Source organism: Microbispora sp. CSR-4 (assembly GCF_008033685.1).
Taxonomy (GTDB): Bacteria; Actinomycetota; Actinomycetes; order Streptosporangiales; family Streptosporangiaceae; genus Microbispora.
Genome location: NZ_VJVX01000001.1, coordinates 494,457 through 518,378, shown reverse-complemented (window position 1 = coordinate 518,378; position 23,922 = coordinate 494,457). Strand labels below are relative to the sequence as shown.

General features: G+C 72.1%; 26 protein-coding genes. 10 read left to right on the top strand and 16 right to left on the bottom strand.

Features of this window, described 5'->3' with window-relative positions; genetic code table 11:
• Positions 1-233 precede the first annotated feature (233 nt).
• Positions 234-1,658, bottom strand: coding sequence for a type I glutamate--ammonia ligase (gene glnA / locus FLV34_RS02460; protein WP_142644865.1), 1,425 nt, complete (start codon positions 1,656-1,658; stop codon positions 234-236).
• Between the two features lie 169 nt (positions 1,659-1,827).
• Positions 1,828-2,862: a hypothetical protein gene (locus FLV34_RS02455; protein WP_142644866.1), complete on the bottom strand. Its 1,035-nt coding sequence runs from the start codon at positions 2,860-2,862 to the stop codon at positions 1,828-1,830.
• Between the two features lie 130 nt (positions 2,863-2,992).
• Here FLV34_RS02455 and FLV34_RS02450 point away from each other — a divergent pair, with 130 nt between their 5' ends.
• On the top strand, positions 2,993-3,454 hold the full coding sequence (locus tag FLV34_RS02450) for an RDD family protein (RefSeq protein WP_142644867.1): 462 nt from the start codon (positions 2,993-2,995) through the stop codon (positions 3,452-3,454).
• A gap of 18 nt (positions 3,455-3,472) precedes the next feature.
• Here the strand turns inward: FLV34_RS02450 and FLV34_RS02445 are convergent, their stop codons facing one another.
• Both FLV34_RS02445 and FLV34_RS02440 read right to left on the bottom strand, forming a co-directional pair.
• The gene (locus FLV34_RS02445) at positions 3,473-4,129 is read right to left on the bottom strand and encodes a response regulator transcription factor (RefSeq protein ID WP_142616809.1); all 657 of its coding nucleotides are present in this window, start codon (positions 4,127-4,129) and stop codon (positions 3,473-3,475) included.
• Positions 4,130-4,132: 3 nt separating this feature from the next.
• The gene (locus FLV34_RS02440; protein ID WP_147942242.1) at positions 4,133-5,287 is read right to left on the bottom strand and encodes a sensor histidine kinase; all 1,155 of its coding nucleotides are present in this window, start codon (positions 5,285-5,287) and stop codon (positions 4,133-4,135) included.
• A gap of 266 nt (positions 5,288-5,553) precedes the next feature.
• Between FLV34_RS02440 and FLV34_RS02435 the strand changes: the two genes are divergently transcribed.
• From FLV34_RS02435 to FLV34_RS02425, 3 genes are all read left to right on the top strand, one after another.
• Positions 5,554-5,829: a hypothetical protein gene (locus FLV34_RS02435; RefSeq protein ID WP_142644869.1), complete on the top strand. Its 276-nt coding sequence runs from the start codon at positions 5,554-5,556 to the stop codon at positions 5,827-5,829.
• 44 nt (positions 5,830-5,873) lie between these two features.
• A complete protein-coding gene (locus FLV34_RS02430) occupies positions 5,874-6,332 on the top strand; it encodes a CBS domain-containing protein (protein WP_142644870.1) in 459 nt (152 codons plus the stop codon).
• Between the two features lie 219 nt (positions 6,333-6,551).
• Positions 6,552-7,838, top strand: coding sequence for an ArsB/NhaD family transporter (locus tag FLV34_RS02425; RefSeq protein ID WP_142644871.1), 1,287 nt, complete (start codon positions 6,552-6,554; stop codon positions 7,836-7,838).
• A 48-nt stretch (positions 7,839-7,886) separates the two neighbouring features.
• Here the strand turns inward: FLV34_RS02425 and FLV34_RS02420 are convergent, their stop codons facing one another.
• The 4 genes from FLV34_RS02420 to FLV34_RS02405 all read right to left on the bottom strand — a co-directional run bounded on the left by FLV34_RS02420 (position 7,887) and on the right by FLV34_RS02405 (position 10,818).
• Positions 7,887-8,675: a class I SAM-dependent methyltransferase gene (locus tag FLV34_RS02420; RefSeq protein WP_260616996.1), complete on the bottom strand. Its 789-nt coding sequence runs from the start codon at positions 8,673-8,675 to the stop codon at positions 7,887-7,889.
• Between the two features lie 14 nt (positions 8,676-8,689).
• Positions 8,690-9,361 carry a DUF4191 domain-containing protein gene (locus FLV34_RS02415; RefSeq protein ID WP_142644873.1) on the bottom strand — a complete coding sequence of 224 codons (672 nt, stop codon included), beginning with the start codon at positions 9,359-9,361 and terminating at the stop codon, positions 8,690-8,692.
• A gap of 29 nt (positions 9,362-9,390) precedes the next feature.
• Positions 9,391-10,332, bottom strand: a complete 942-nt coding sequence (gene lipA, locus FLV34_RS02410; RefSeq protein ID WP_142644874.1) for a lipoyl synthase — start codon at positions 10,330-10,332, stop codon at positions 9,391-9,393.
• A gap of 135 nt (positions 10,333-10,467) precedes the next feature.
• Complete coding sequence (locus FLV34_RS02405; RefSeq protein WP_168065529.1) at positions 10,468-10,818, bottom strand: hypothetical protein; 351 nt, start codon at positions 10,816-10,818, stop codon at positions 10,468-10,470.
• A gap of 82 nt (positions 10,819-10,900) precedes the next feature.
• Between FLV34_RS02405 and FLV34_RS02400 the strand changes: the two genes are divergently transcribed.
• Together FLV34_RS02400 and FLV34_RS02395 are read left to right on the top strand one after the other, a co-directional pair.
• Positions 10,901-11,539 (top strand): TetR/AcrR family transcriptional regulator, encoded by a 639-nt coding sequence (locus tag FLV34_RS02400; RefSeq protein ID WP_142644876.1) that lies wholly within the window; start codon positions 10,901-10,903, stop codon positions 11,537-11,539.
• 11 nt (positions 11,540-11,550) lie between these two features.
• Positions 11,551-11,838, top strand: coding sequence for a DUF6204 family protein (locus FLV34_RS02395; protein WP_260616997.1), 288 nt, complete (start codon positions 11,551-11,553; stop codon positions 11,836-11,838).
• Between the two features lie 3 nt (positions 11,839-11,841).
• Here the strand turns inward: FLV34_RS02395 and lipB are convergent, their stop codons facing one another.
• From lipB to FLV34_RS02365, 6 genes are all read right to left on the bottom strand, one after another.
• A complete protein-coding gene (gene lipB / locus FLV34_RS02390) occupies positions 11,842-12,513 on the bottom strand; it encodes a lipoyl(octanoyl) transferase LipB (protein WP_260616998.1) in 672 nt (223 codons plus the stop codon).
• Positions 12,514-12,515: 2 nt separating this feature from the next.
• Positions 12,516-13,256: a peptidase E gene (locus tag FLV34_RS02385; protein WP_147942241.1), complete on the bottom strand. Its 741-nt coding sequence runs from the start codon at positions 13,254-13,256 to the stop codon at positions 12,516-12,518.
• Positions 13,257-13,289: 33 nt separating this feature from the next.
• On the bottom strand, positions 13,290-14,180 hold the full coding sequence (locus FLV34_RS02380) for a TIGR01777 family oxidoreductase (RefSeq protein WP_147942240.1): 891 nt from the start codon (positions 14,178-14,180) through the stop codon (positions 13,290-13,292).
• Positions 14,181-14,288: 108 nt separating this feature from the next.
• The gene (sucB, locus tag FLV34_RS02375; protein ID WP_147942239.1) at positions 14,289-15,773 is read right to left on the bottom strand and encodes a 2-oxoglutarate dehydrogenase, E2 component, dihydrolipoamide succinyltransferase; all 1,485 of its coding nucleotides are present in this window, start codon (positions 15,771-15,773) and stop codon (positions 14,289-14,291) included.
• 33 nt (positions 15,774-15,806) lie between these two features.
• Positions 15,807-17,186, bottom strand: a complete 1,380-nt coding sequence (gene lpdA / locus FLV34_RS02370) for a dihydrolipoyl dehydrogenase (RefSeq protein ID WP_142644880.1) — start codon at positions 17,184-17,186, stop codon at positions 15,807-15,809.
• 154 nt (positions 17,187-17,340) lie between these two features.
• A complete protein-coding gene (locus tag FLV34_RS02365) occupies positions 17,341-18,861 on the bottom strand; it encodes a leucyl aminopeptidase (protein ID WP_260616999.1) in 1,521 nt (506 codons plus the stop codon).
• Positions 18,862-18,997: 136 nt separating this feature from the next.
• Between FLV34_RS02365 and FLV34_RS02360 the strand changes: the two genes are divergently transcribed.
• From FLV34_RS02360 to FLV34_RS02350, 3 genes are all read left to right on the top strand, one after another.
• Positions 18,998-19,357 (top strand): GntR family transcriptional regulator, encoded by a 360-nt coding sequence (locus tag FLV34_RS02360; RefSeq protein ID WP_142644882.1) that lies wholly within the window; start codon positions 18,998-19,000, stop codon positions 19,355-19,357.
• Positions 19,354-20,361 (top strand): DUF1648 domain-containing protein, encoded by a 1,008-nt coding sequence (locus FLV34_RS02355; protein WP_147942238.1) that lies wholly within the window; start codon positions 19,354-19,356, stop codon positions 20,359-20,361. The genes FLV34_RS02360 and FLV34_RS02355 overlap by 4 nt, the downstream gene beginning before the upstream one ends.
• 64 nt (positions 20,362-20,425) lie before the next feature.
• The gene (locus FLV34_RS02350) at positions 20,426-21,403 is read left to right on the top strand and encodes a CPBP family intramembrane glutamic endopeptidase (RefSeq protein ID WP_187280516.1); all 978 of its coding nucleotides are present in this window, start codon (positions 20,426-20,428) and stop codon (positions 21,401-21,403) included.
• A gap of 63 nt (positions 21,404-21,466) precedes the next feature.
• On the opposite strand, the gene FLV34_RS02345 is transcribed toward FLV34_RS02350, so the two are convergent.
• On the bottom strand, positions 21,467-22,420 hold the full coding sequence (locus FLV34_RS02345; RefSeq protein WP_142644884.1) for an adenosylcobinamide-GDP ribazoletransferase: 954 nt from the start codon (positions 22,418-22,420) through the stop codon (positions 21,467-21,469).
• 18 nt (positions 22,421-22,438) lie between these two features.
• The gene (locus FLV34_RS02340) at positions 22,439-23,485 is read right to left on the bottom strand and encodes a bifunctional adenosylcobinamide kinase/adenosylcobinamide-phosphate guanylyltransferase (RefSeq protein WP_142644885.1); all 1,047 of its coding nucleotides are present in this window, start codon (positions 23,483-23,485) and stop codon (positions 22,439-22,441) included.
• A gap of 164 nt (positions 23,486-23,649) precedes the next feature.
• On the opposite strand from FLV34_RS02340, the gene FLV34_RS02335 reads away from it, so the two are divergent.
• Positions 23,650-23,856, top strand: a complete 207-nt coding sequence (locus FLV34_RS02335; RefSeq protein ID WP_079313380.1) for a hypothetical protein — start codon at positions 23,650-23,652, stop codon at positions 23,854-23,856.
• The last annotated feature ends 66 nt before the right edge of the window (positions 23,857-23,922 follow it).

Here is a 23,922-nt window from a genome sequence, read left to right as displayed (position 1 = left end):
GCGGGCAAGCCGGGGGAGGGCCGCTTTGTAGCGCGCAATGCGGAAAGCCCGTGGCAAGGTGCGGGACCTTGCCACGGGCTTTCCGGCTCCACGACTCGCGGCACCGCCTCGCGTCGCTCCTGACCTCTTCGGGCGCCGAACGCCGCCCTCGATGTGGTGCTCGCCGCTCGGACGGAACCGAGGCGGGCCGGATCACCGCGCGACGACCATGCACGTCATCGCGCGGTCACCGGTCACACGTCGTAGTAGAGCTCGAACTCGTGCGGGTGCGGGCGGAGACGGATCGGGTCGACCTCGTTCTCGCGCTTGTAGGAGATCCACGTCTCGATGAGGTCCGGCGTGAACACGCCGCCCTCCAGCAGGTAGTCGTGGTCGGCCTCGAGCGCGTCGAGCACCTTCTCCAGGGAGCCCGGCACCTGCGGGATGTTGCGGGCCTCCTCCGGCGGCAGCTCGTACAGGTCCTTGTCGACCGGCTCCGGCGGCTCGATCTTGTTGCGGATGCCGTCGAGGCCGGCCATGAGCATGGCGGCGAAGGCGAAGTACGGGTTGCAGGACGGGTCCGGCACGCGGAACTCGATGCGCTTGGCCTTCGGGTTCGACCCCGTGATCGGGATGCGGACGCAGGCCGAGCGGTTGCGCTGCGAGTAGACCAGGTTGACCGGGGCCTCGTAGCCGGGCACCAGGCGGTGGTAGGAGTTCACCGTCGGGTTGGTGAAGGCCAGCAGCGACGGGGCGTGCTTGAGCAGGCCGCCGATGTAGTAGCGCGCGGTGTCCGACAGACCGGCGTAGCCGACCTCGTCGTAGAACAGCGGCTCGCCGTCCTTCCAGAGGGACTGGTGGCAGTGCATGCCGGAGCCGTTGTCACCGAAGATCGGCTTGGGCATGAACGTGACCGTACGGCCCGCCTGGATGGCCGTGCTCTTGATGATGTACTTGTACAGCATCAGCTTGTCGGCCGTCTCGAGCAGCGTGCCGAACCGGAAGTCGATCTCGGCCTGACCGGCGGTGCCCACCTCGTGGTGCTGCATCTCGGTCTCGATGCCGGCGTCGATGAGGTTGCGCACCATCTGCGAGCGCAGGTCGGTGAAGTGGTCCATCGGCGGGACCGGGAAGTAGCCGCCCTTGTAACGGGGCTTGTAGCCCAGGTTGCCGCCCTCGGAGGCCTTGCCGGTGTTCCAGGCGCCCTCGATGGAGTCGATGTAGTAGTAACCGGCGTTCTGCTTCGTCTCGAAGCGGACGTCGTCGAAGATGTAGAACTCGGCCTCGGGGCCGAAGTAAACGGTGTCCGCGATGCCGGTGCCCTTGAGGTACTCCTCGGCCTTGCGCGCGACGTTGCGGGGGTCGCGGCTGTAGGCCTCACCGGTCAGCGGGTCGTGCACGAAGAAGTTGATGTTCAGCGTCTTGTGCTGACGGAACGGGTCGAGCACGGCCGTGGAGGGGTCGGGCAGCAGGAGCATGTCCGACTCGTGGATGGCCTGGAACCCGCGAATCGACGAGCCGTCGAACATGAGGCCGTCGGTGAAGACGTTCGGCCCGAAGTTCTCGGCCGGGAAGGTGAAGTGGTGCGTCGTCCCCGGCAGGTCCGTGAACCTGACGTCGACGAACTGCACACCCTCGTCCCGGATGAACTTGAGGACGTCATCGGCGGAGTTGAACACTCTCGAACCTCCCAGGGGCATGGGCTAGCAACCCGAAAATAGGCCGATGCCGTTTCCGCCCCATGTCTCGATTGTTTCGCGCGTGTTAAGGGAATGCGCCGCCAGGGCGGCCGCGGCGATAGCGTCGGCCTACCGTTCCCCGGGCTCCATCGTACGGCCTTTTCGCAGGTCAGGTGCCCAACGCGGCCGGGCAGCGGGGCTTGCCGGAAACGCCGGAGACACGATCATAGGGATCGACGGGCTCGCCGGAGGGTCGTGTTCCCTGTGGATCACCAGGGAATCGCGGACGGACGAATCCGTCGTCCAGTGCGCAATTCGCGCCAAATACGGCGGATCTGTCCGTGTTCCACCAGATGACGAGCTTCCCGTCCTCGCGGTAGGCGGAGAATTCGCTTCGGTGATGTTCGACGACCCTCGTCATGACCAGCGGCGCGCCGGGGCGGCTCACCGGGTGGACGAACAGATAGTCCGTCTTGATCTCGACGCCTCCGCCGGGCCTTTCGGAGATCGTCGTCTCGCCGGAGACCTTCACGATGTCGCCGACCGGCTCGGCGGCGTCCGGCGCGAGGCTGAACACCCACGACCGCGTGCCCGAGGGGCCCTTGTCGTCCAGGTGGCGGAGGAACGCCTCGCGCTGCCGGGGATGCAGCAGGCGGATGAGCTCCTCCGGGCGCCCGCCCCGCACGGTCGCCGGGTCGAGGTGCGCGGCCGACAGCAGCCGCCGTACGCGTTGCAGGGCCTGGCCGACCTCCTGCTCGGTGAGCCCGCCGAGCGCGCGTGCCGCGGGCATGACCAGCCCCTGCTCTCCGTCGGCGTAGTCGATGGCGGGAGTGCCGGCGAACGGGGCGTCGGACGGCGCAGGGACGGGGCCGTGGTCGAACAGGCCCTCCTCGCCGTCGGGAATCGGCGTCAGCACGGGCCCGGGCCGGGCGACCACGGGACCGGAGATCATCAGTTCCTCGCCGCCGGCGGCCGGGCGGACGATGCCGAGCCGCTCCAGGACGTCCGGCCGCAGGACGACGACGAGCCCCACGAGCACGACCAGGCCCGCGATCACCATCAGCACGGCCGGGCGGCGCCGTCGTTCCGGCGGGAACACGTCCGTCTCGGCCGCCGCGGTCATCCGCCGGATCTCGTCCTCGTCGAACTGCGCGACCAGCGCCTCGAAGCGAGCGTCGATGTCATCGGGGTCCGCCGGTCGCACGGTTCCCTCCAAAGCGCTGAGGTCGGAAACGATTCACGATACCGGCATTTAATGGGAAAAGCTTGCCCATGTTGGACGGCCCTGTGGCCGGGCACCGGACCGGCGCCGGTGCCCGATACGCTGGGAAACCATGAGTGACCGGCAGCCGCGTTGGACGCAGACCTGGATGGACGGCCCGCGGGCCGCCGGGGTGAACCTGGGCTATCCGGGGGAGCGCCTCGGCCTGCCCGAGCAGGGCCCCGGAGCGGTCGCGGGGTGGGGGCGCAGGATCGGCGCCGTCGCCGTCGACTGGCTGCTGTGCACCTGGGCCATCGCCGGAGGCCTGCTGCGTTTCCAGGGCAACGACGTCGGCGTGGTCGGCCTCGGCGTCTTCGCCGCGGAGTACGTCCTGCTGGTCAGCACGATCGGCATGACGCTGGGGATGCGGCTGTTCGGCATCCGCGTGGCCAGGCTCGACGGCGGACGGCCGCACGTTCCCGGCGTGCTGGTGCGCACGCTGCTGCTGTGCCTCGCCGTGCCCGCGCTCATCTGGGACCGCGACCGGCGCGGCCTGCACGACCGCGCGAGCGGGGCGGTCGTGGTCAACCTCTGACGCCGCGGGAGACCGCCGTCAGGGTTCGACGAGTCCGGCGCGGATGGCGTAACGGGTCAGTTCGAGCCGGTCGCGCATGCCGAGCTTCTGCAGGATGTTCGCGCGGTGCCGGTCCACGGTCTTCACGCTGATGAAGAGCGTCTCCGCGATCTCCTTGGCCGAGTTGCCCTCGGCGATGAGCTTGACGATCTCCTCCTCCCGGGGCGTCAGGATGCTGTCCGGCACGCGCTCGCCCTGCCGGGCGCGCCGCAGGTAGTCGCGGATGAGGGCGGTGACCGCGCCCGGATAGAGGAAGGGCTCCCCGCGCATCGCCGCCCGGCAGGCCTCCAGGAGGTCCTGGTCGGCGACCGACTTGAGCACGTAGCCCGAGGCGCCGGCCTTGAGCGCCTCGAAGAAGTACTGCTCGTTGTCGTACATCGACAGGATCAGGATCCGGACGTGGGGCGCCTGCCGTGAGATCTCGCGCGCCGCCTGGATTCCCGTCATTCGGGGCATCGCGATGTCGAGAATGGCGAGGTCGATCTCCTCGGATCGGGCGGCCTCGACCGCCTCGGCGCCGTCGGCGGCCTCGGCGACCACCACGAGATCGGGCTCCGCGTCGAGGATCAGCCGCAGTCCGCGCCGGACCAGCGCGTGGTCGTCGGCCAGCAGGATGCGGGTCTTGGCGCTCTCCACCGATCAGCTCTCCTTCACCGGATGAACCGCGTGATCCGCGAGACCCCCGCGATCCGTGTGATCCGCCTGAACCGCGTGCGGGGGGACGACCAGGCGCACGTCCGTGCCGCCGCCGGGCGGGGAGTCCACGGTCAGCCGGGCGCCGATGAGAAGGGCGCGCTCGCGCATGCCGCGGATCCCTGCGCCTTCCTTGTCGACGCCCCCGCGCCCGTCGTCGGCGATGCGCAGCGTGAGCCGTCCCTTCTCCTGCCTGAGCGACAGCTCCACGTGGCGGGCGCGGGAATGCCTGGCCACGTTCGTCAGCCCCTCCTGCGCGATCCGATAGAGGACGAGCTCGACCTCCCCGCTGAGCGGGGGCAGGTCGGTGCCGATCTCACGCGTGATCGCGATTCCGCTCGCCTGCGCGAAATCGCTGCTCAACGCGCTCAGCGCACTGTGCAGGCCGAGGTCCTCCAAGACGCCGGGCCGCAGCCGTCTGGCGACCCGCCGCACCTCGTCCAGGCTGGCGCGCACCGTCTCCTGGGCGGCGCTCAGCTCCTCCCGGAGCTCCTCGGGCGCCCGGTCGACGACACGCTTGAGCGACAGCAGCGCCACCGTGAGGCTCTGGCCGATCTCGTCGTGCAGCTCGCGCGCGATCCGCTGCCGTTCCCCCTCCTGTGCGGCCAGCGCGTGCGCGCTGCTGGCGCTGCGCTCGGCTTCGAGCCGGTCGAGCATCTCGTTGAACGTGCCGATCAGCTGGGCGAGGTCGCCGTTGCCGCTGTCGGTGAGCCGGTCGCCCGCCCTCAGCAGGTCGACCCGCCGCATGAGAGTGGTGAGCGCGTCCAGCGGGGCCAGGCTCTTGCGGATCAGCAGCGCGTTGGCCGTGATGATCAGGGCCAGCCCCACGATCAGGACCGGTATCTCCGTGAGCAGGACCGGTGAGGACACCGTGGCGGGGGAGAGCGCGAGCACGAACGTCCCGGCGGTGAAGACCAGCCCGTTGATCGCGAACAGCCGCCAGAACAGGGCGCGGGCCGGGTGCCGCGACCGCGCCGCCGCCGTCCCGCCGTTCCCCGTGTCGTTCCCCGTGTCGTGCCCCGTGTCGTGCCCCGTGCCGGTACGCGGGCCGGAGTGGGGCCCGGAGCGGGGGCCGGCGCGCGGCTCGGTGCGCTCGTTCACGGCTCACAGCCTGCTCGTACGCGTGCGCCGGTGTCCATGCGGGCCGCCCCCCATCATGCCGTCTTCCTACATGTCATACCTCTCCGGATATGGGTGACGCACCCGATGGTGGTGGCCCGTGCCGTCTCGAAGACTGGTGGCGACGGGCGGACAGGGAGACGCCACGCCGCCGGCGGGCCACACATCCGAGGCACCAGCGGCCGGTGCGGGCGAGAGAGGGCCCCGGCCCCGTGGTGAGGATCCGCCGCAGATGGGAGGTAGCCGAGATGGACGTGACCCGCGCCACCCTGCCCGGCGTCGCGACCGTGGTGCACCAGTGCGTCACCCGCGACGGGCAGCGCTTCGGCGTGCTCGTGGACAAGGCCGGCGGCCGGAGGCTTCTCCTCTACGGCTCCGGGGAGCCCGACACGCCGTTGCAGGTGATCACCCTGGACCAGCGTGAGGCCGACCAGCTCGCCGACATCCTGCACAGCAGGCCCGTCCTCGATCGGCTCGCCCATCTGGAACGCCGCGTCGCCGAGTTCGTGGAGGCGGCGCGATGACCACGTACGGAACCGTCCGCCTCCCCGATCGATGTGATGGCCTGATGCAAGCGCGCGATGTCGTTGTGAACCTGCCGACGGTGACCGTCCACGACCCCGTCGCCCGGGCCGTACGGATCATGGTGCTGAACCGGATGCCCGGGTTGATCGTGGTGGACGGCAGGGGACGGCCGGGATGGGTGCTTCCCGGCACGCAGGTCCTGCGTCTCACGGTGCCCGGGGCCTATCAGGAGGACCCGGCGCTCGCCCGGGCGATCGACGAGGCCCATGCCGACCGCTTCTGGCAGGAGCTGGACGGCATCACGGTGGGCGAGTGCCTGCCGCCCCAGCCGCCCAGGCCGGTCACGGTGCCCCTCGATGCGACCCTGCTCGAAGTGGCCGCCCTCATGACGCGGATGCGCAGCCCCATCACCGCGGTCGTCGGCCCCGACGGCACCCTGGCCGGCGCGATCACCCTGGAGCGGCTGCTCACCAGCCTGGCGCTCGTGCCACCGGGTGAGTGATCGCCCCAGGCCGGTGGCGGGCCGCCCCGCGACCTTTCCGGTCGCGGACCTGCCGTCTCGCGTCCGTACGCGTCGCGCCGTGCGGCGTTTCCACGATCCGGAGGTTCCGATCATTCACCGCTTCGCCATGCCGTCGTCGTCACGGCGCCCGCCTGCCGGGACACCCTGCCGGAACGCCGTCCGCCGTGCGCGCACCGCCGGACCACCGGGGCGCCGCACGTGAGCGCGGCCGTCTCCTTCGCGATCTTCGTGGTGGCCTTCGCCTTCATCGCGGCGGAGAAGGTGCACAAGGTGAAGGTGGTCCTCGTCGCCGCCGGTGCCATGGCCGTCCTGGGGCTGATCCCCGGCGACGAGGTGTTCTTCTCCGAGACCGCCGGAATCGACTGGAACGTCATCTTCCTGCTGCTCGGCATGATGATCATCGTCGGCGTCGTCAAGCACACGGGAGTCTTCGACTACCTCGCCATCTGGGCGGCCAAGAAGTCCAAGGGACGGCCCTACCGGCTGATGGTCATGCTGATGATCATCACCGCGATCGCCTCGCCGTTCCTGGACAACGTCACCACGATCATGCTGGTCGCGCCGGTCACCGTGGTCGTCTGCAACCGGCTCGGCATCCCGGCTCAGCCATACCTCATCGCCGAGGTCCTGGCGTCCAACATCGGCGGCGCGGCGACGCTCATCGGCGACCCGCCCAACATCATCATCGGCAGCCGCGCCGGGCTGACGTTCAACGACTTCCTGGTCCACATGGCGCCGATCGTGGTCGCCGTCTTCGTGGTGTTCGTGCTGCTCACCCGGGTGCTGTTCCGCAGGTCGTTCCGCTACTCGCCGGAACGGGTGGCCGCGGTGATGGCGCTGCAGGAACGGCGGGCGATCACCGACCCGCGCCTGCTCACGCGATGCATGGTCGTGCTCGGCGGGGTGGTCGCCGCGTTCTGCCTGCACCCCGTGCTGCACGTGGAGCCGTCGATCGTCGCCCTGGTGGGTGCCGGGGTGATGCTGCTGGTGTCCCGCGCCGACGTGCCCGACGTCCTGCGCGAGGTCGAGTGGGGCACCCTGGTCTTCTTCATGGGCCTGTTCGTCATGGTCGCCGGCCTGGTGAACACGGGCGTCATCGCCACGATGGGCGGCTGGGCCGTCGGCGCGCTCGGCGGCGACCACTTCCTGTCGGCCACGGCGCTGCTGTTCGGTTCGGGCGTGCTCGGCGCGTTCTTCGACAACATCCCCTACGTCGCCACGATGGTGCCCGTCGTCGAGGAGATGGTCGCCCAGACGCCGGATCCGAAGACCGGGCAGGCACTGTGGTGGTCCTTCGCCCTGGGGGCCGACTTCAGCGGCAACGGCACCGCGGTGGCCGCGAGCGCGAACGTCGTGGCCGTCGGCATCGCCGCCCGGACCGGCCATCGCATCGGCTTCTGGCAGTTCACCCGCTATGGCATCTTCGTCACCGCGCTGAGCATCACGATGGCGTGGGTGTACGTCTGGCTGCGCTACTTCGTCTGACACGCGCGAATGGCGAGTGGGCGGCCGAAGCGGGGAACGCGAGCCGACCTACGAGGCGGCCCGGACGCAGTGGAAGATCGCCGTGCCGGGGAGCAGCCGGCCGCGCAGCGGACTCCAGCCGCCCCACGTGCGGTCGTGCCCCGGCGGCCACTCCGGCTCGGTCAGGCCGGTCAGGACGAGACCGGAGGCGGCGATCAGGCCCACCCAGTCGCCCATCGTCCGGTGGTGCTCCACGTATGACGGCTCGCCGTCCTCGCCGAACTCGACGTACGGCGATCGGTCGAAGTAGGGCCGGTCGGCGGTCAGGCCGCGCGGGCCCGGATCGTCGGGGAAGGCCCACCGCACGGGATGGCTGACGGAGAACACGAACCGGCCGCCCGGCCGCAGCACCCTGCGCACCTCGGCGAGCACCGCCCCGGCGTCCGCCACGAACGGCAGCGCACCGTACGCCGAGCACGCGAGGTCGAACGACTCGTCCGCGAACGGCAGCGTCTCGGCGTCGGCCTGGACGACGGGCAGGGTCACCCCGGCGGACATGTCGATCCGCCGGGAGTGCTGCAACTGCCGGTAGGACAGGTCGACGGCGGCGACCGTCGCGCCCTGTCCGAGCAGCCACCGGCCGCACTGGCCGGCGCCGCACCCGATCTCCAGGACGCGGCGCCCGGCGACGTCGCCGAGCAGCCGGGCGTCGGCCTCGTCCAGGCCCTCGGGGCACCACACGAAGCCGTCGTCGCGCAGGAACCCGCCGTGCTCGGCCTGGTAGTCGTCGGCCGCGCCGTCCCACCAGCCGCGGTTGGCCCGGGAGGTCTGCGACCGGGAGACCGGCCGCCTTCCCACGAAGTCCAACGTCGTCAGCGCATCTTGGGGCCGCGCGGCATCCGGGCGCCCTTGGGGATGGGGCCCTTCGGCATCGGGATGGCCGGGGTGAGCGCGCGCATCCGGTTGTTGACCTCGGACACCGCGCCCTTCTTCAGGTTGCGGGGCAGCTTCATCATGTGCCGCTGGAGCTTGGCCAGGGGGATCTGGCCGTCCGCGTCACCACACTGGATGTCGTACACCGGGACGTCGACCGCGACGCGCTGCACGCGCTTCTTCTCCGCGACGAGCATGCGCTGCACCCGGTTGGGCGGGCCCTCGGAGACCAGGATGACCCCGGGGTAGCCGACGACCCGGAAGACGAGGTCCTGGTCGCGGTTGACCGCGACCGGCTTCTCCTCGACATACCAGGTGCCGCGCAGGCTCTGCAGGATCGCGTACGTCGCGCCCGGCTGCCCGTGGAGCATCGAGTACTGCGCCTTCTGCGCCAGCCGGCTGAAGACGATCATCCCCACCAGAACGGCGGCGAAGACGCCGAAAACGATCCACGTCCAGCCGAAGATCACGCCGATGACGACGAACAGGACGAGCGTGCCCAGAGCCGACGCGTAGACGATCGGCATGCCCTTGGGGTTCGCCTGCTGAATGATCTGTGCGACCATCCGGAGCTGCTTGAGGCGCCCCGGAGACGCTGCGTCTTTCGCCATGGTCTGAAGGATACAAACGTCGAGCTGACTTAATGAAAACGAGACTCGCCCACGCGGGCGGCGATCGCCTGCTGGTACAGGCGTCCGGCCCGGTAGGACGAGCGCACCAGCGGCCCGGACATGACGCCGGCGAAGCCGATCTCCTCGGCCTCCTGCTTGAGCTCCACGAACTCCTCGGGCTTGACCCAGCGGTCCACGGGGTGGTGGCGCGGGGTGGGGCGCAGATACTGCGTGATGGTCACCAGGTCGCAGCCGGCCTCGTGCAGGTCGCGCAGCGCCTGGGTGATCTCCTCGCGCTCCTCGCCCATGCCGAGGATGAGGTTCGACTTGGTGACCAGCCCCGCCTCGCGGGCCATGCTGATGACCCGCAGCGAGCGCTCGTAGCGGAACGCGGGCCGGATCCGCTTGAAGATCCGGGGCACGGTCTCGATGTTGTGCGCGAAGACCTCGGGCCTGCTGGAGAAGACCTCCTCCAACTGGTCGCGGTCGCCGTTGAAGTCCGGCACCAGCAGCTCGACGCCGCAGCCGGGCACGGCCTCGTGGATCTGCCGGGCGGTCTCCGCGTACAGCCAGGAGCCGCCGTCGGGCAGGTCGTCACGGGCGACACCGGTCACCGTGGCGTAGCGCAGGCCCATCTGGCGCACCGACTCGGCGACGCGGCGCGGCTCGTCCCGGTCGTACTCGGCCGGCTTGCCGGTGTCGATCTGGCAGAAGTCGCAGCGCCGGGTGCACTGGTCGCCACCGATGAGGAAGGTGGCTTCGCGGTCCTCCCAGCATTCGGAGATGTTGGGACAGCCCGCTTCCTGGCACACGGTGTGCAGCCCCGCGCCCTTCACCAACGATTTGATCTCGTTGAAGTTGGGGCCGTTGTGCAGCCGCGTCTTGATCCACGGCGGCTTCTTCTCGATGGGGGTCTGGCTGTTGCGCACCTCCAGGCGGAGGAGCTTTCGGCCTTCAGGAGCGACGGTCATGCGACTTCCTTCGCAGCACTCCGCGGTAGCGGGCCGCGGGCCCGGGGCCCGAGCGGGAGCACGCGGCCCCGCGCCGTACGCGGGCCTGCGTGCCTGTCGGAACGCTCGTTCACGAACCCAGCTTATTACCTGAGTTCAGGTGATCCGGGACAGCTCCCCGACCGTGCGGGCGAGGTGACGGGACAGCTCGGCGCCGTCCGGGAGCCGGATCGCCCGGGGCCTGGTCCAGATCCCGATGGCGATGGGGACGCTGCCGCACAGCCGGCCGATCACGTTCCCGCGCCAGCCGGTGACGATGAACACGCCGGCGGCCAGGAAGGCGGCGGTCACCGCGTGGACGACGGCCGAGAGGGCGAGTGAGGCCAGTTTGGCGGCCGTGTGGCCGGGCCGGTCGAGTCGCCGGCCCCGTAGCCGCAGGAACCGCCTCCTGGTGTCGCGGGGGAGCAGATCGGTACGGACCTCGCCGGGGGGTGAGGAGAGGCTCATGCCGCGAGTATGTCCGAGGCCGTCTCATCCGGCGAGACACCGAAAACTGCAATGCACTGCAAATTTGCAGTAGAGTGCAGCAATGGCCGAGGGACTGCGGGAGCGCAAGAAGCGGCGGACCAGGCAGCACATCGCCGAGGTGGCGGTCGGGCTGTTCGTGGAGCGCGGCTTCGACAACGTCACGATGGCCGAGGTCGCGCGGGCCGCCGAGGTGTCGGTGAACACCGTCTACAACTACTTCCAGGCGAAGGAGGACCTCGTGCTCCCGCCGGAAGAGGCGTCGCCGCGCAGGCTGGCCGACATCGTGCGGGAGCGGCCGCCGGGACGGTCGGCGGCCGGCGCGGTGCTGGACCGGCTGCGCCGGGAGATCCGCGGGCGCGAACGCTCGGTCGGGCTGAGCGCGGGATTCGGGCGCGTGCTGGAGATGATGCGGGCCGCCCCCACGCTGACCGCCCGCCTGGAGGACCTCGGCCGCCGGATGACCGACGAGCTGGCGGCCGAGCTGGCCGAGGAGACCGGCGCGGACGCCGGCGATCCGCTGCCGCGCGTGGTCGCCTGGCACATCGGCTGCCTCCACTCGCTGGTGTACGCCGAGATCGGGCGGCGTACGACGGCGGGGGAGAGCCCGGACGCCATCGCGGACGCCGTGCTGGAGCTGCTCGACGTCGCCGAGAGCGTCCTGGGCGAGCGCGTCCGCGCCTATGCCGTACGAGAGGGATGACCGTGTTCAGAGTGACGATCAGAGGGAAGTTCACCGGGCTCGACGACGCCGGGCGGGCGGCGGTGACGGCGGCGGGCGGCATGGGCTACATCGAGGGCGGCACGTTCACCCACGACGCGAGCGTGTCCGCCTTCACCTTCCGCTGCCAGGTGCCCGCCGGGCCGGACGACGGCGAGGACGAGGCCGCACTGGGGGCGATGGCCGCGCTGGACGCGCACGGGCACCCGTACGAGATCCTGCACCTGGCGGTGACCGACATGCGGCAGATCAAGATCCGCCGGAAGGGCCGCGGCGCGTAGGCGTCAGGCGAGGTCCTCCTCGTACAGGTCGTACGGCTCCTCGCCCAGGGCCTCGGCGAGGCGCTTTCCGGCGAACGGGATGACCTCGTCGACCATGATCCGCCGCCCGGTCTCGGCCGCGAGCGACGTGACCCCGGCGTCGTCGCCCGCGATGCGGGTGTACCAGCTCAGGTCGTTGACGCAGTTGAGCGCGAAGCCGTGCATGGTGACCCCGCCGGAGACCCGGATGCCGATCGTGCCGATCCTGCGGTCGGGCAGCCCGTGCGCGGGGTCGCCGGGCACCCACACCCCGCCGGCGCCCTCCACGCGGCGCGCCGTCAGCCCGAAGTCGGCGCAGACCTGGATCAGGACCTCCTCCAGCAACCGGATGTAGGAGGTCACGTCGCCGATGCGGATGATGGGGTAGCAGACGAGCTGCCCCGGGCCGTGCCAGGTGATCTTCCCGCCCCGGTCGACGTCGATGACCGGAGTGCCGTCGACCGGGCGCTCGTGCGGCAGCGTCCGCTTGCCCGCCGTGTAGACGGGGGCGTGCTCCAGCATGAGGCACAGGTCGGAGATCTCGTCGGCCACCCGCCGGGCGTGCAGCCGCCGCTGCAGGGTCCACGCCTGCTCGTACGGTACGTCGACGCCGAGGCGGACGATGGCCACGCCCTTCACGTTCCCATCGCCCTTCACGTTCACAGCGTAGAGGTCAGCAGCCGGGGCTCGATACGCAGCTCCTTCACTGCGGACCCGTCCCGCTCGATCCGGTAGGCGTACCCCTGCGGGTCGGTGGTCACGGCCTGGATGAACTCGGTGCCCACGTAGTGGAGCGCCACGCCCTCGTCGGCGGCGTACCCCTCGGGCAGCTCGCCCGACGCGACCGACTCGTGCAGCAGCGCCCGGCGCTGCGGGTCGGAGTTGTAGTGGACGCCGCACGAGTACGGCAGCAGGCCCAGGCCCTCGGCCCAGGGCCGCAGTTTCGGCCCGAACGAGTCGGTGTTGCCGCCGACGTGCCAGCACAGCGCGCCGGCGCTCTGCCCGGACAGCACGATGCCCGCCCGCCACGCCTCGGCGAACGCCTCGTCCAGGCCGTGCAGCCGCCACAGGGCGGCGAGGTTGGCGACGCTGCCGCCGCTCACGTAGATCGCGTCCTGCTCCAGGATCCACTCGCGGGGGTCCTCGACGTTCGGCATCGGGAAGACCGTCAGGTGGCTCACCTCGACGTCCCAGCGGGCGAACGCGCCGTACATCTTGAGCAGCCAGTCGGCGTCGTCGCCGGTGGCGGTGGCGAGCAGGCCGAGCTTGGGCCGGTCCTGACCGGTGAGGTCGAGGACGTAACGCAGCAGGGCGGTCGGCTCGATGAACCCGTATCGCTCCGTCTGCCGGAACGATCCGCCTCCGATGGCGACGATGTGCGACTGCCCGATGCGGCTCATGCCCATGCTCCTGTTCCCGGATCGAGTGACTCTTCAGAGTACGGCGGCCAGCGCCTCGCCGATGGTGGGATGGGCGAACCGGTGACCGGCGTCGAGCAGCCGCCGGGGGAGCACCCGCGGACCGGCGAGCAGGGCCTCGTCCGCGAACTCCCCGAGCGCCAGGCGCAGCGCGAGACGCGGGGCGGGCAGCGGCATCGTCGGGCGGCGCAGCGCCCTGGCGAGCGCGGCGGTGTATTCGGCGTTGGTCACCGGCTCGGGAGCCGTGAGGTTCACCGGCCCGGTCAGGTCGTGCGCGAGCAGGAAGCGGACCGCGTCCACCCAGTCGGGCAGTGAGATCCACGACGTGTACTGCCTGCCGCTGCCGAGCACGGCTCCCGCGCCCATCTTGAAGATCGGCAGCATCCGGGCGAGCGCGCCGCCCCGGCCGCTGAGCACCATCCCGCTGCGCAGCAGCGTCACCCGCACGCCCGCCTCTTCGGCGGGCGCGGTGGCGGCCTCCCAGGCGCGTGCCAGATCGGCGAGGAAGCCCGTGCCGGCCGGCGCGGACTCGTCCACGGCGCGATCCCCGGTGTCGCCGTAGAAGCCGATCGCGGAGGAGGACAGCAGCACCCGCGGCCCGCGCTCGGCGCGGGCCATCGCGGTGGCGAGGACGTGCGTGCCGCTGACCCGGCTGCCGACCAGCTCCCGCTTGTACGCCTCGGTCCACCGGCGCTCGCCGATGCCGGCGCCGGCCAGGTGGACGACCGCGTCCGCGCCTTCGAGCGCCGCGGGGTCGAGCACGTCGCCCTCCGGGTCCCAGAAGCACTCGTCGGGCCCGGCGGGCGCGCGTCGTACGAGACGGCGCACCTGGTGCCCGTCGGCGCGCAGCGCGCTCACCAGGGCCGTTCCGAGCAGCCCCGAGGAGCCTGTCACCACTGTCGTCATCGTCTCCACGCACGGATCACTACCCGGAAACGAACGGGGCCGCCCCGCCGAGCGCGGGACGGCCCTGTGGTGTCCGGGAGTGCGGCTCGCGCCGCCTGCGGCGTACGGCTACGCCAGGCCGAGCTGGGCCTCGAAGCGGCCCTCCTCGAGACGGTGCTTGATCGTCGTGAGGAAGCGGGCCGCGTCGGCGCCGTCGACCAGGCGGTGGTCGTAGCTGAGCGCGAGGTACACCATCGAGCGGACCGCGATGACCTCGCCCTCCGGGGTGTCCACGACGACCGGGCGCTTGACGACCGCGCCGGTGCCCAGCATGCCGACCTGCGGCTGGTTGAGGATCGGCGTGTCGAACAGCGCGCCCCGGCTGCCGGTGTTGGTCAGCGTGAACGTGCCGCCGGTGATCTCGTCCGGGCTCACCTTGTTGGTGCGGGTGCGCTCGGCCAGGTCGGCGATCTTCCGGGCGAGCCCGGCGATGTTGAGGTCGCCCGCGTTCTTGATCACCGGGACGAGCAGGCCGCGCTCGGTGTCGGTCGCGAAGCCGAGGTGCTCGACGTCGAAGTAGGTGACCTCGTTCGTCTCGCTGTTGATCGTCGCGTTCAGCTTCGGGTGCTGCTTGAGCGCCTCGACCGCCGCCAGGGCGAAGAACGGCATGAAGGTCAGCTTCACGCCCTCGCGCCGCTGGAACTCCTCCTTGGCCCGCTCGCGCAGGCGGGCGATGCGGGTGACGTCGACCTCGACCACGGTGGTGAGCTGGGCCGAGACCTGCAGCGACTCCACCATGCGCTTGGCGATGGTCTGCCGCAGGCGCGACATCTTCTCCGTACGGCCGCGCAGCGTGGTGTCCACCCGCACCTCCGACGCGGCGGGCGCGGCGGCGGCCGGGGCGGCGGGCGCCTGGGCCGGGGCGGCCGGGGCCTGCGGGGCCGGGGTGGCGGCAGCGGCGGCCGCGGCCTGCTCGCGCTGGACGCGGGCGGCCTCGATCACGTCCTGCTTGCGGATCCGGCCGCCGACGCCGGTGCCGGTCAGCGAGTCGAGGTCGACGCCGTGCTCGGCGGCGAGCTTGCGGACCAGCGGCGTGACGTACGGGCCCTCGCCGGACGAGGGCAGCGGGGCCGGCTCGCTCGGCTGCGCGGCCGGGGCCTGCGGAGCCGGGGCGGCCGGGGCCTGCGGGGCCGGGGCGGCCTGGGCCTGCGGAGCCGGGGCGGGCGCCGGGGGCGCCGGCGGCGTCACCACGGCGGGCGCGGGCTGCGGGATCGACGAGACCGGCGGGGCCGGCGCGGGGGCCGGAGCAGGCTCGGGCTCGGGCTGCGGAGCGGGAGCCGGAGCCGCCGGCTCGGCGGCGGCCGGAGCGGCGCCCGCCTCGGAGTCGATCAGGGCGAGCTCGGCGCCGACCTCGACCGTCTCGTCCTCAGCGACGATGATCTTGGTGAGGTAGCCGGCGGACGGCGACGGGATCTCGGTGTCGACCTTGTCGGTCGACACCTCGAGGAGCGGCTCGTCGGCCTCGACGCGGTCGCCTTCCTTCTTCAGCCAACGGGTGACGGTGCCCTCGGTAACGCTCTCGCCGAGCTGGGGCATGGTTACGGAGACCGGCATGGTGTGTCTTCTCTCGCGTTCGCTAGGAGGGCTTCAGTTGTGGACGTGCAGCGGCTTGCCGGCCAGGGCCAGCATGGCCTCGCCGAGAGCCTCGGACTGCGTCGGGTGCGGGTGGATGAGCTGGGCGACGTCGACGGGCGTGGCCTCCCAGTTGAAGATCAGCTGGGCTTCCGCGATCAGCTCGCCCACCCGGCTGCCGACCATGTGGACGCCGAGCACCCGGCCGTCGCGCTCGGCGACGACCTTGACCTCGCCCTGCGTCTGCAGGATCTTGCTCCTGCCGTTGCCGGCGAGGTTGTAGCTCAGCTCGACGACGTCGTGACCACGCTCGCGGGCCACCGACGTGGAGATGCCCACCGATGCGACCTCGGGCTCGGAGTAGGTGATGCGCGGCACGCCGTCGTAGTCGATCGGCACCGGGTTGAGCCCGGCGATGTGCTCGGCGACCAGGATGCCCTCGGCGAAGCCGACGTGGGCGAGCTGCAGCGTGGGGATCAGGTCGCCCACGGCGTACACGCCCGGCACGCTGGTCTGGCAGAACTCGTTGACCAGCACGTAGCCGCGCTCCATCGCGACGCCGTTCTCCTCGTAGCCGAGGCCGGCCGAGACCGGGCCGCGGCCGACGGCGACGAGCATGATCTCGGCGTCGAGGGTCTTGCCGTTCTCCAGGGAGACGACGACCCCGGTGTCGGTGGTCTTGACGCTCTCGAAGCGGGCGCCCAGCTCGTACTTGATGCCGCGGCGGCGGAAGGCGCGCTCCAGCAGCTTGGAGCTGGACTCGTCCTCCAGCGGCAGCAGGTGCGGCAGCGCCTCGACGATCGTGACCTCGGCGCCGAACGAGCGCCACACGCTGGCGAACTCGACGCCGATGACGCCGCCGCCCAGGATGACGACCGAGGACGGGACGCGGTCGAGGACCAGCGCGTGGTCGCTGCTGATCACCTTCTCGCCGTCGATGTCGAGGCCGGGCAGCGACTTCGGCACCGAGCCGGTCGCCAGCACGACGTTGCGGCCCTCGTAGACCTGGTCGCCGACCACGACGCGGCCGGGGCCGGCCAGGCGGCCCTCGCCCTCGACCACGGTGATCTTCTTGCTCTTGATGAGCCCGGCGAGACCCTTGTAGAGGCCCCCGATCACCTTGTCCTTGTACGCGTGGACGCCGGGGACGTCGATGCCCTCCAGCCGGGTGCGGACGCCGAACGACTCGCCCTCGCGAGCCTGGTCGGCGAGCTCGGCCGCGTGCAGCAGCGCCTTGGTGGGGATGCAGCCGCGGTGCAGGCACGTGCCCCCGACCTTGTCCTTCTCGATGAGGACGACGTTCATGCCGAGCTCGGCCGCCCGCAGGGCACAGGCGTATCCACCGCTACCGCCACCTAGGACGACGATGTCGTAGGGGCCGCTGCCATCAGCCACTGGAATGCTCCTTGGTCGTATTCGCACCGCCGGGTGGACCCGGCAGCATCTTTTCACTTGTCCTGGAAGATCGTGGCCCCGGCCCTGGCCCGCGCGGGCACGCCGCGTCGGGGCCGGCTTCCTTCTCCGAACAGCCCGCGGGGCTCTTTATCGTTTAAACAGCCTGCGCGGACGTGCCGTTCCCCGCGTAGCGCTCGGCGACGGCGACGAGCGTGCGGGTCATCGCGCCGGTGCCGCCCTTGGGCGTGTAGCCGTGCGGCTCGCCCTTGTTGAACGCCGGCCCGGCCATGTCCACGTGCGCCCAGCGGACGCCCGCGGGCACGAACTCCCGCAGGAAGATGCCCGCGGCGAGCATGCTGCCCCACCGCTCGGGCTGGAGGTTGGCGATGTCGGCCACCGCGGAGTCGAGCCCCTTGCGCAGCTCGGCGGGCAGCGGCATGCCCCAGGCGGCCTCGCCCTGCTCGCCGGCGATGCGGACGATCTCCTCGCGCAGGTCGTCGTCGTTGGACATCACGCCGGCCGTACGCCACCCGAGCGCCACGATCTGGGCGCCGGTCAGGGTGGCGACGTCGATGATCACGTCGGGCTGGTCCTCGGCGGCGCGGGCGATGCCGTCGATCAGCACCAGGCGGCCCTCGGCGTCGGTGTCGAGCACCTCGACGGTCTTGCCACTGTAGGTGTGCAGGACGTCGGAGGGGCGCTGAGCGCTGCCCGAGGGCATGTTCTCCGCGAGGCAGAGGTAGCCGACCGCGTTGACGCGCAGGCCCAGCCGCGCGATCGCGAGGAGCGCGCCGAACACGGCTCCCGCTCCGCCCATGTCCGACTTCATCCAGTCCATGGACGCGGAGGGCTTGAGCGACAGGCCGCCGGAGTCGAAGGTGATGCCCTTGCCGACGAACGCGACCTTCCGGGTGGCCTCGGGGTGGCCGTAGGCGACGCGGACCAGGCGGGGCGGGTTGACCGAGCCCTGGCCGACGCCGATGATGCCGCCGTAGCCGTCCTCCTTGAGCCTGACCTCGTCGAGCACCTCGACCGACAGACCGGCCTCCCCCCCGGTCTCTTGGGCGATCTCGGCGAAGCGCGCGGGCCACAGGTCGGACGGCGGCGTGTTCACCAGGTCACGGACGAGGGTGACCGAGCCGGCGAGCGTCGTCGCGTGCGCGACGGCCTCCTCCGCCCCGGCCGCGCCGGACAGCACGGTCAGCTCGCCGACGGGCGGCTTGCGGTCGCCGTTGGTGCGGTAGCGCGTGAAGTCGTAGGCGCCCAGCAGACCGCCCAGCGCCACGGCCTCCACCTCGGCGGCCGTACGGGCGGGCAGGGCGAGCGCGGCGGACGCCGTGCCGGCGAGCGAGCGGACGGCCGCTCCCGCCGCGCGGCGCAGGGTTTCCAGGTCGTAGCCGCCCTCGGCGCCGTCCTGCGGCGCGTCGCCGAGGCCCACGGCGACGGCGACGGGCGCGGGCAGCGCCCCGAGAGTGGGGATCTTCACGACCTCTTCGGCCTTGCCGGTGAACCCCATTGTGGTGAGGATCTCGGCGAGTCGTCCGTCCAGGGCCTGGTCGAGGCCTTCGCCTCCGGGAGCCGGGCGTGGACCCTCCGGGGTCGTGTGGACGCCGATTATGAGAGCACTGGTCTCGATGGAGACCGCGTCAGATGCGTTTATGCGCACTGTGGTCACGTGAGCCGATGCTAGCTGGGCTGACTCGGCTACGCATAAACGAGGGTTCATCCTACCTATCGGTAATCCCGATGGTGCCAATAAAAGTAGCACCATCTCGACCTTTCCGGCTTATGGTGCTAATGTCACTAGCACTATGTTGCTCACGCTCGATCTCAACGATCCGCGGCCCCTGCACGAACAGGTGGCCGCCGCCATACGGCGCGCGATCGGAGCCGGGGACATCGCCCCCGGTGATCGGCTCCCGCCGGCCCGCGATCTCGCCCACGCGCTGGGCGTCAACGCGAACACGGTGCTGCGCTCGCTGCGCGACCTGCGCGACGAGGGCCTGCTGGAGTTCCGCCGCGGGCGCGGCGTGTCCGTGCTGCGGCGGCCGGACGGCCGTACGGCGCTGCGGACGCGTGTGCGCGACCTGCTCGACGAGGCCGCCAGGTATGGCCTCACCTCCGATGACGTCGTGGCCCTGGTCAAGGACGTCGGCAAGGAAATGGCATGACCGAGACGAAGGACACCTCCGCGACCGTCTTCCGCACCCGATTCCTGCTGGCCGGCGCCGCCTGGTTCATCCTGGTGGCCGCCGTGCTCGTCGCGGTGCCACTGGTGTTCTCCGATCGCCTGCCGGACCCGGTGGCCACCCATTGGGGTCCGTCCGGCGGGCCCGACCGATCCGCTCCGGCCGTCATCCTCACGGTCGTCCCCCTGGTGCTCTGGGCGGTGCTCGCGGCGTCGTGCCTCGGCTTCGGGCGGCGGCGGCACCTCGTCACCTCGCGGGCGGGCCGGTCCGGGATCGTCGCGGGTCTCGCCTGGAGCGGGATCTTCCTGATCGGGGTGCAGGCCGTGTCGATCGCCGCGAACCTCGGCAGGTCCCGGTGGCAGGACGCGGCTCCGATCACCTGGCAGGCGATTCTCGTCGTCGCCGTGGCCGTCGCGTGCGCGATGCTCGCGGGCTGGGCGGCACGTCGCGGGCCGGACGAGCAGCCGCCCGCGCCGGACGCGGCCGTACCCGACCTCGCGCCGGGGCGGCGCGTGGTGTGGGTGTCGTCGGCGTCGGCCCCGCTGCTGCTCGTCCTCTCCGGCGCCGCGCTGGCCGCGTCGGCCGCGTTCGCCGTGCTCAGGCTCATGGGCCTGTCCGGCCACGCCTGGCAGACGGCCGCCGTGCTCGCCGTCGTGGCCCTCGCCGGGTTCGCATTCTCGACCGTCTCGGTCAGGGTGAGCTCCGAGGGCATGCGGGTGGCGTTCGGCCCGCTGCGGTGGCCCGCGCGGCGGGTGCCGCTCGACCGGATCGACCGCGCCTGGGTGGAGGAGCGCTATCCGTCCCAGGTGGGCGGATGGGGCTACCGAGGCCTCCCCGGGCGCGCCACGATCATGGTCCGCGGCGGCGCGTGCCTGGTCGTGCGCTACACCTCCGGCGGGCAGCTCGCCATCAGCGTGGACGACGCCGACCGCGGCGCGGCCCTGCTCAACGCCCTCGTGGCCCGCCACGGCACCCGATCGCCCTGACCCGCGTGCCCGAGCGCCGGGCACGCCTTCGTCCGACCCCCCATCCGAGCTCTGGTGAAAGGTGATGCCCGTGATCCGGCGCCACTCCGACGTCTGGCTCTTCCTCCTCGTCGCGTTCGGGGCCTCGTGGCTGATCGCGTCGCCCCTGTGGACGGGACCCTTCAGCCCGGTCGCCTTCCAGCTCACCGCTTTGGTGATGATGTTCACGCCGTCCCTGGGCGTGCTGGCCGTGTGGCTCGTCCGGCGGCGCGGCACGCCGTTCAAGGAATGGGCGCGGGCGACCGGGCTCACGCTCGGGCCCGACCGGAGCACGACGGCCCCGCTCCTGGTGGCGGCGCTGCTCGGCGTGCCGGTGCTCGTGGCCCTCGCCCTCCTCGTCAGCGCCGCCGTCGGCGTGGTGCGCCTCGATGTCGCCGGGCTCAGCCTCTATCGCGAGCAACTGGGCGCGGCCCTCGACAAGGTGCCGCTGGACCCGCGGGTCATGTACGCCCTGCAGGTCGTGCAGGGCGTGCTGATCGCCCCGTTCGTCAACGCGATCCCCGCGTTCGGAGAGGAGTGGGGCTGGCGGGGCTGGCTGCTGCCGCGCCTGCTCGGCGACCCCGCGCTCACCCCTGCGCTCACCCCCGCGCCCGCGCTCGCATCCGGGTCGCCGGCGCAGGGCCCGGCGAAGTGGCGGCCCGCCCGGGTGTGGCCGGCGGTGGTGCTGTCGGGGGTGATCTGGGGCCTCTGGCATGCCCCCCTCACGCTGAAGGGCTACAACTATCCGGCGCTCGGCGCCTGGGCGGCGGTGGTGTTCATCGGCTTCTGCGTCATCTTCGGCGCACTGCTCGGCTGGCTGCGGCTGCGCTCGCGCAGCGTGTGGCCCGCGGTCATCGCGCACGGCTCGATCAACGCCGTGGCGGGCCAGGCGCTGCTCCTCGGCGACGCGGACGCCCCGCCGAACGCGGCGCTCGCCGGGATCACCGGGATCGTCGGCTGGGTGCTGCTCGCGGCGCTGGTCCTCGCCGTCTATCGGCTGCGCCCCGTCGCCGTGCCGCGCTGAGCCGTGCCGCGCTGAGCCGTGCCGTGCTGAGCCGTGCCGCGCCGACCGGCGCGTCCACGCCCCTCACAGCAGCAGGGCGGCGACCAGCAGCGTGACGGTCGTGGCCGTTTCCACCAGGGCGCCGAGCACGTCGCCGGTGACGCCGCCCAGCCGCCGTACGGCACGGCGGCGCAGCAGCGCCGCCGCCCCCAGCCCGGCGGCCATAGCGAGCAGCAGCCCGGCCGTCGTGGTCAGGTAGGGATCGACCGACAGGCGGTGCAGCAGCCCGCCGGGTCCCAGGTCCGTGCCGGTGAGGGGCTCGTAGGTCAGCTCGGAGTAGGTGACCAACGTGGGAGGAGCGTCGCCGAAGGGGTTCGGCAGACCGGACGGCCGGCAATACTCCAGCAGCGACGGGCCGGAGGCCGCCACGAGGGCGAGCACCACCACGACTGCCGCCGTCGCGGCGGTGGCCCCGAGCGCGGCGCCGCGCCGTACGGTGCCGGCGACGAGCGCGCCGAGGCCGGTGGGCCGGGCGGCGGGCACCCCGTCGCGGCAGGCCCATGTGACGGCCAGCCTGCCGGTCGCCGCGGCCGCCACGAGCGCGACCCAGGCGGCCGTGTCGTCCCGCGCCAGCACGGCCACCTGCACGAGCAGGGTGATCACGAGGGTGACCACCCCGAAGGGGCCGATGTCGGAGCGCTTCATCACGTCGAGCGCGCCGTCGGCCGGCTTGCCGCTGCCGAGCCCGTCGGCCAGGTCCGCGAGGCCGTCCAGGTGCAGGGCCCGGGTCAGCCACGCCAGCATGCCCACGGCGAGGACGGCGCCGAGCAGCTGCGAGCCCGACAGAGCGCCGGCGACCACGAGCACCACGGCGGCGGCCAGGCCGAGCAGCAGGCCGACGAACGGCGCGAGCGACATCGCGCGTCCCGCCACGGCGCGGTCGACCTCCACCGGCCGTACGGGGAGGACGGTGAGGGTCCCGACCGCGAGCCGCCAGGCCGCGCCGGGGCCGCGTACGGGAGAGGGTTCGCCGGGCACGAGGGGAGATCGTAGTTGTCAGAGGGGCAGCGGGACGACCCGGCCGGAGACCACTAGCGCGACGTCCTCGGACTCGCGGGCGAGGGCCTGGTTGAGCCGGCCGAGCGCGTCGCGGAACAGCCGTCCCGCCGGGGTGGCCGGAATCACCCCGAGGCCCACCTCGTCGCTCACCGCCACCACCCGGGCGCGGGTGCCGCGCCAGGCGGCCGTCAGCGCCTCGCATCGCTCCGCCACCCGGTCGAGGGCGGCGCGGTGGCCGGTCGAGGCCGTGCCGTCCGGCCAGGCGGCGCACTCGTCGAACACGGCGGCGAGCCAGGTGCCGATCCCGTCGACGAGCAACGTCCCCGGGCCGCCGGACAGGACCGACACGAGGTCGGTCGTCTCGACGGTTCGCCAGTGCGCCGGGCGCCGTTCACGGTGGGCGCGCACGCGGGCGAGCCAGGCCGGGTCGTCGCCGCCCGAGGGGCCGGTGGCGACGTAGGTCACCTCGGGTTCGGCGGCCAGGCGGAGCTCGGCCTCCTCGGACTTGCCCGACCGCGACCCGCCCAGCAGCAGCGTCCGCCGGGGCAGCGCCCGCGGGGCCGCCTCCGCGCTCGCGGTGCGCACGACGGTCCCGTCGGGGACGGCCGCCGCGCCCCAGAAACCGAGCCGGCGGGCCAGCTCGCTCTCCGCGGGGACGCGGTGGCCGAGGTGCACCGCGATGATCCGCGTCGCGGGCGTGACCCGTCCGCGGCGGCGCAGGTCGCCCAGCCGCTCCGGGCGGTCGGGCAGGTCCATGAGCACCACGTCGAAGGGCGCGTCCGTGTCCCGGCCGGGTGAGCCGCCGGCGGGGCCCACGGCGTACAGCAGGCGGCCGCCGTCGGGCCCGGTGACCTCGCGCCCGTCGGCCGTCTCGCGGATCACGTACCCGTCGGGCGGGTGGCCGTCCGTCAGCCGTACGCGGCCGTCGAGAACGATCGAGGACGGACGCCGGTGGCCGGGCGCGAGCCTGCCGCAGGACGCGCAGGGACAGCCGGGGACGGGCCAGCCCTCCGGGCCGCCGGTGCCCTCCAGGCGGATCTCCATGCCGCTCCCTTTCCGCGTACGTGTCGCCGGGCTGCCCCGCGTCAGTGGGGAAGGTTGGACGCAGGGAAGAGAGGATAGGGTCCGGCTGCACGGTCTTTGTGCCGCACCGGCCCCGGCGTGAAGTCCCGGCGCGGGGCGGCGAGGAACCGAAGGAGCGGGTGCGCATGATTTGGCGGTGGCGTTACGAGGACGCGAACGGCGGCGAGGTCACGGACCGGCCGCTGCCCCGGGAGATCTTCTCCAGCCAGTCGGACGCGGAGTCGTGGCTGGGGGAGAGCTGGCGCGAGCTGCTCGAGGCCGGTGTCGAGCAGGTCACGCTGATGGAGGACGAGCGGGTCGAATACTCGGGTATGTCCCTGCGCGCCGAGTGAGCCCCGCGGGGGCCGGGACCACGACGATCGTGGCCAGGCCCCCGCGACGATCACCGATCCGGCATG

What these genes read in the sequence shown, in the direction of transcription:
- FLV34_RS02335 (WP_079313380.1), top strand. Translation starts at nt 23,650, where the DNA reads ATGATTTGGCGGTGGCGTTACGAGGACGCGAACGGCGGCGAGGTCACG.
- FLV34_RS02400 (WP_142644876.1), top strand. Translation starts at nt 10,901, where the DNA reads ATGGCCGAGGGACTGCGGGAGCGCAAGAAGCGGCGGACCAGGCAGCAC.
- FLV34_RS02450 (WP_142644867.1), top strand. Translation starts at nt 2,993, where the DNA reads ATGAGTGACCGGCAGCCGCGTTGGACGCAGACCTGGATGGACGGCCCG.
- FLV34_RS02430 (WP_142644870.1), top strand. Translation starts at nt 5,874, where the DNA reads ATGCAAGCGCGCGATGTCGTTGTGAACCTGCCGACGGTGACCGTCCAC.
- FLV34_RS02350 (WP_187280516.1), top strand. Translation starts at nt 20,426, where the DNA reads ATGCCCGTGATCCGGCGCCACTCCGACGTCTGGCTCTTCCTCCTCGTC.
- FLV34_RS02405 (WP_168065529.1), bottom strand. Translation starts at nt 10,818, where the DNA reads ATGAGCCTCTCCTCACCCCCCGGCGAGGTCCGTACCGATCTGCTCCCC.
- lipA (WP_142644874.1), bottom strand. Translation starts at nt 10,332, where the DNA reads ATGACCGTCGCTCCTGAAGGCCGAAAGCTCCTCCGCCTGGAGGTGCGC.
- FLV34_RS02360 (WP_142644882.1), top strand. Translation starts at nt 18,998, where the DNA reads ATGTTGCTCACGCTCGATCTCAACGATCCGCGGCCCCTGCACGAACAG.
- FLV34_RS02380 (WP_147942240.1), bottom strand. Translation starts at nt 14,180, where the DNA reads ATGACGACAGTGGTGACAGGCTCCTCGGGGCTGCTCGGAACGGCCCTG.
- FLV34_RS02415 (WP_142644873.1), bottom strand. Translation starts at nt 9,361, where the DNA reads ATGGCGAAAGACGCAGCGTCTCCGGGGCGCCTCAAGCAGCTCCGGATG.
- FLV34_RS02385 (WP_147942241.1), bottom strand. Translation starts at nt 13,256, where the DNA reads ATGAGCCGCATCGGGCAGTCGCACATCGTCGCCATCGGAGGCGGATCG.
- FLV34_RS02355 (WP_147942238.1), top strand. Translation starts at nt 19,354, where the DNA reads ATGACCGAGACGAAGGACACCTCCGCGACCGTCTTCCGCACCCGATTC.
- FLV34_RS02435 (WP_142644869.1), top strand. Translation starts at nt 5,554, where the DNA reads ATGGACGTGACCCGCGCCACCCTGCCCGGCGTCGCGACCGTGGTGCAC.
- FLV34_RS02340 (WP_142644885.1), bottom strand. Translation starts at nt 23,485, where the DNA reads ATGGAGATCCGCCTGGAGGGCACCGGCGGCCCGGAGGGCTGGCCCGTC.
- sucB (WP_147942239.1), bottom strand. Translation starts at nt 15,773, where the DNA reads ATGCCGGTCTCCGTAACCATGCCCCAGCTCGGCGAGAGCGTTACCGAG.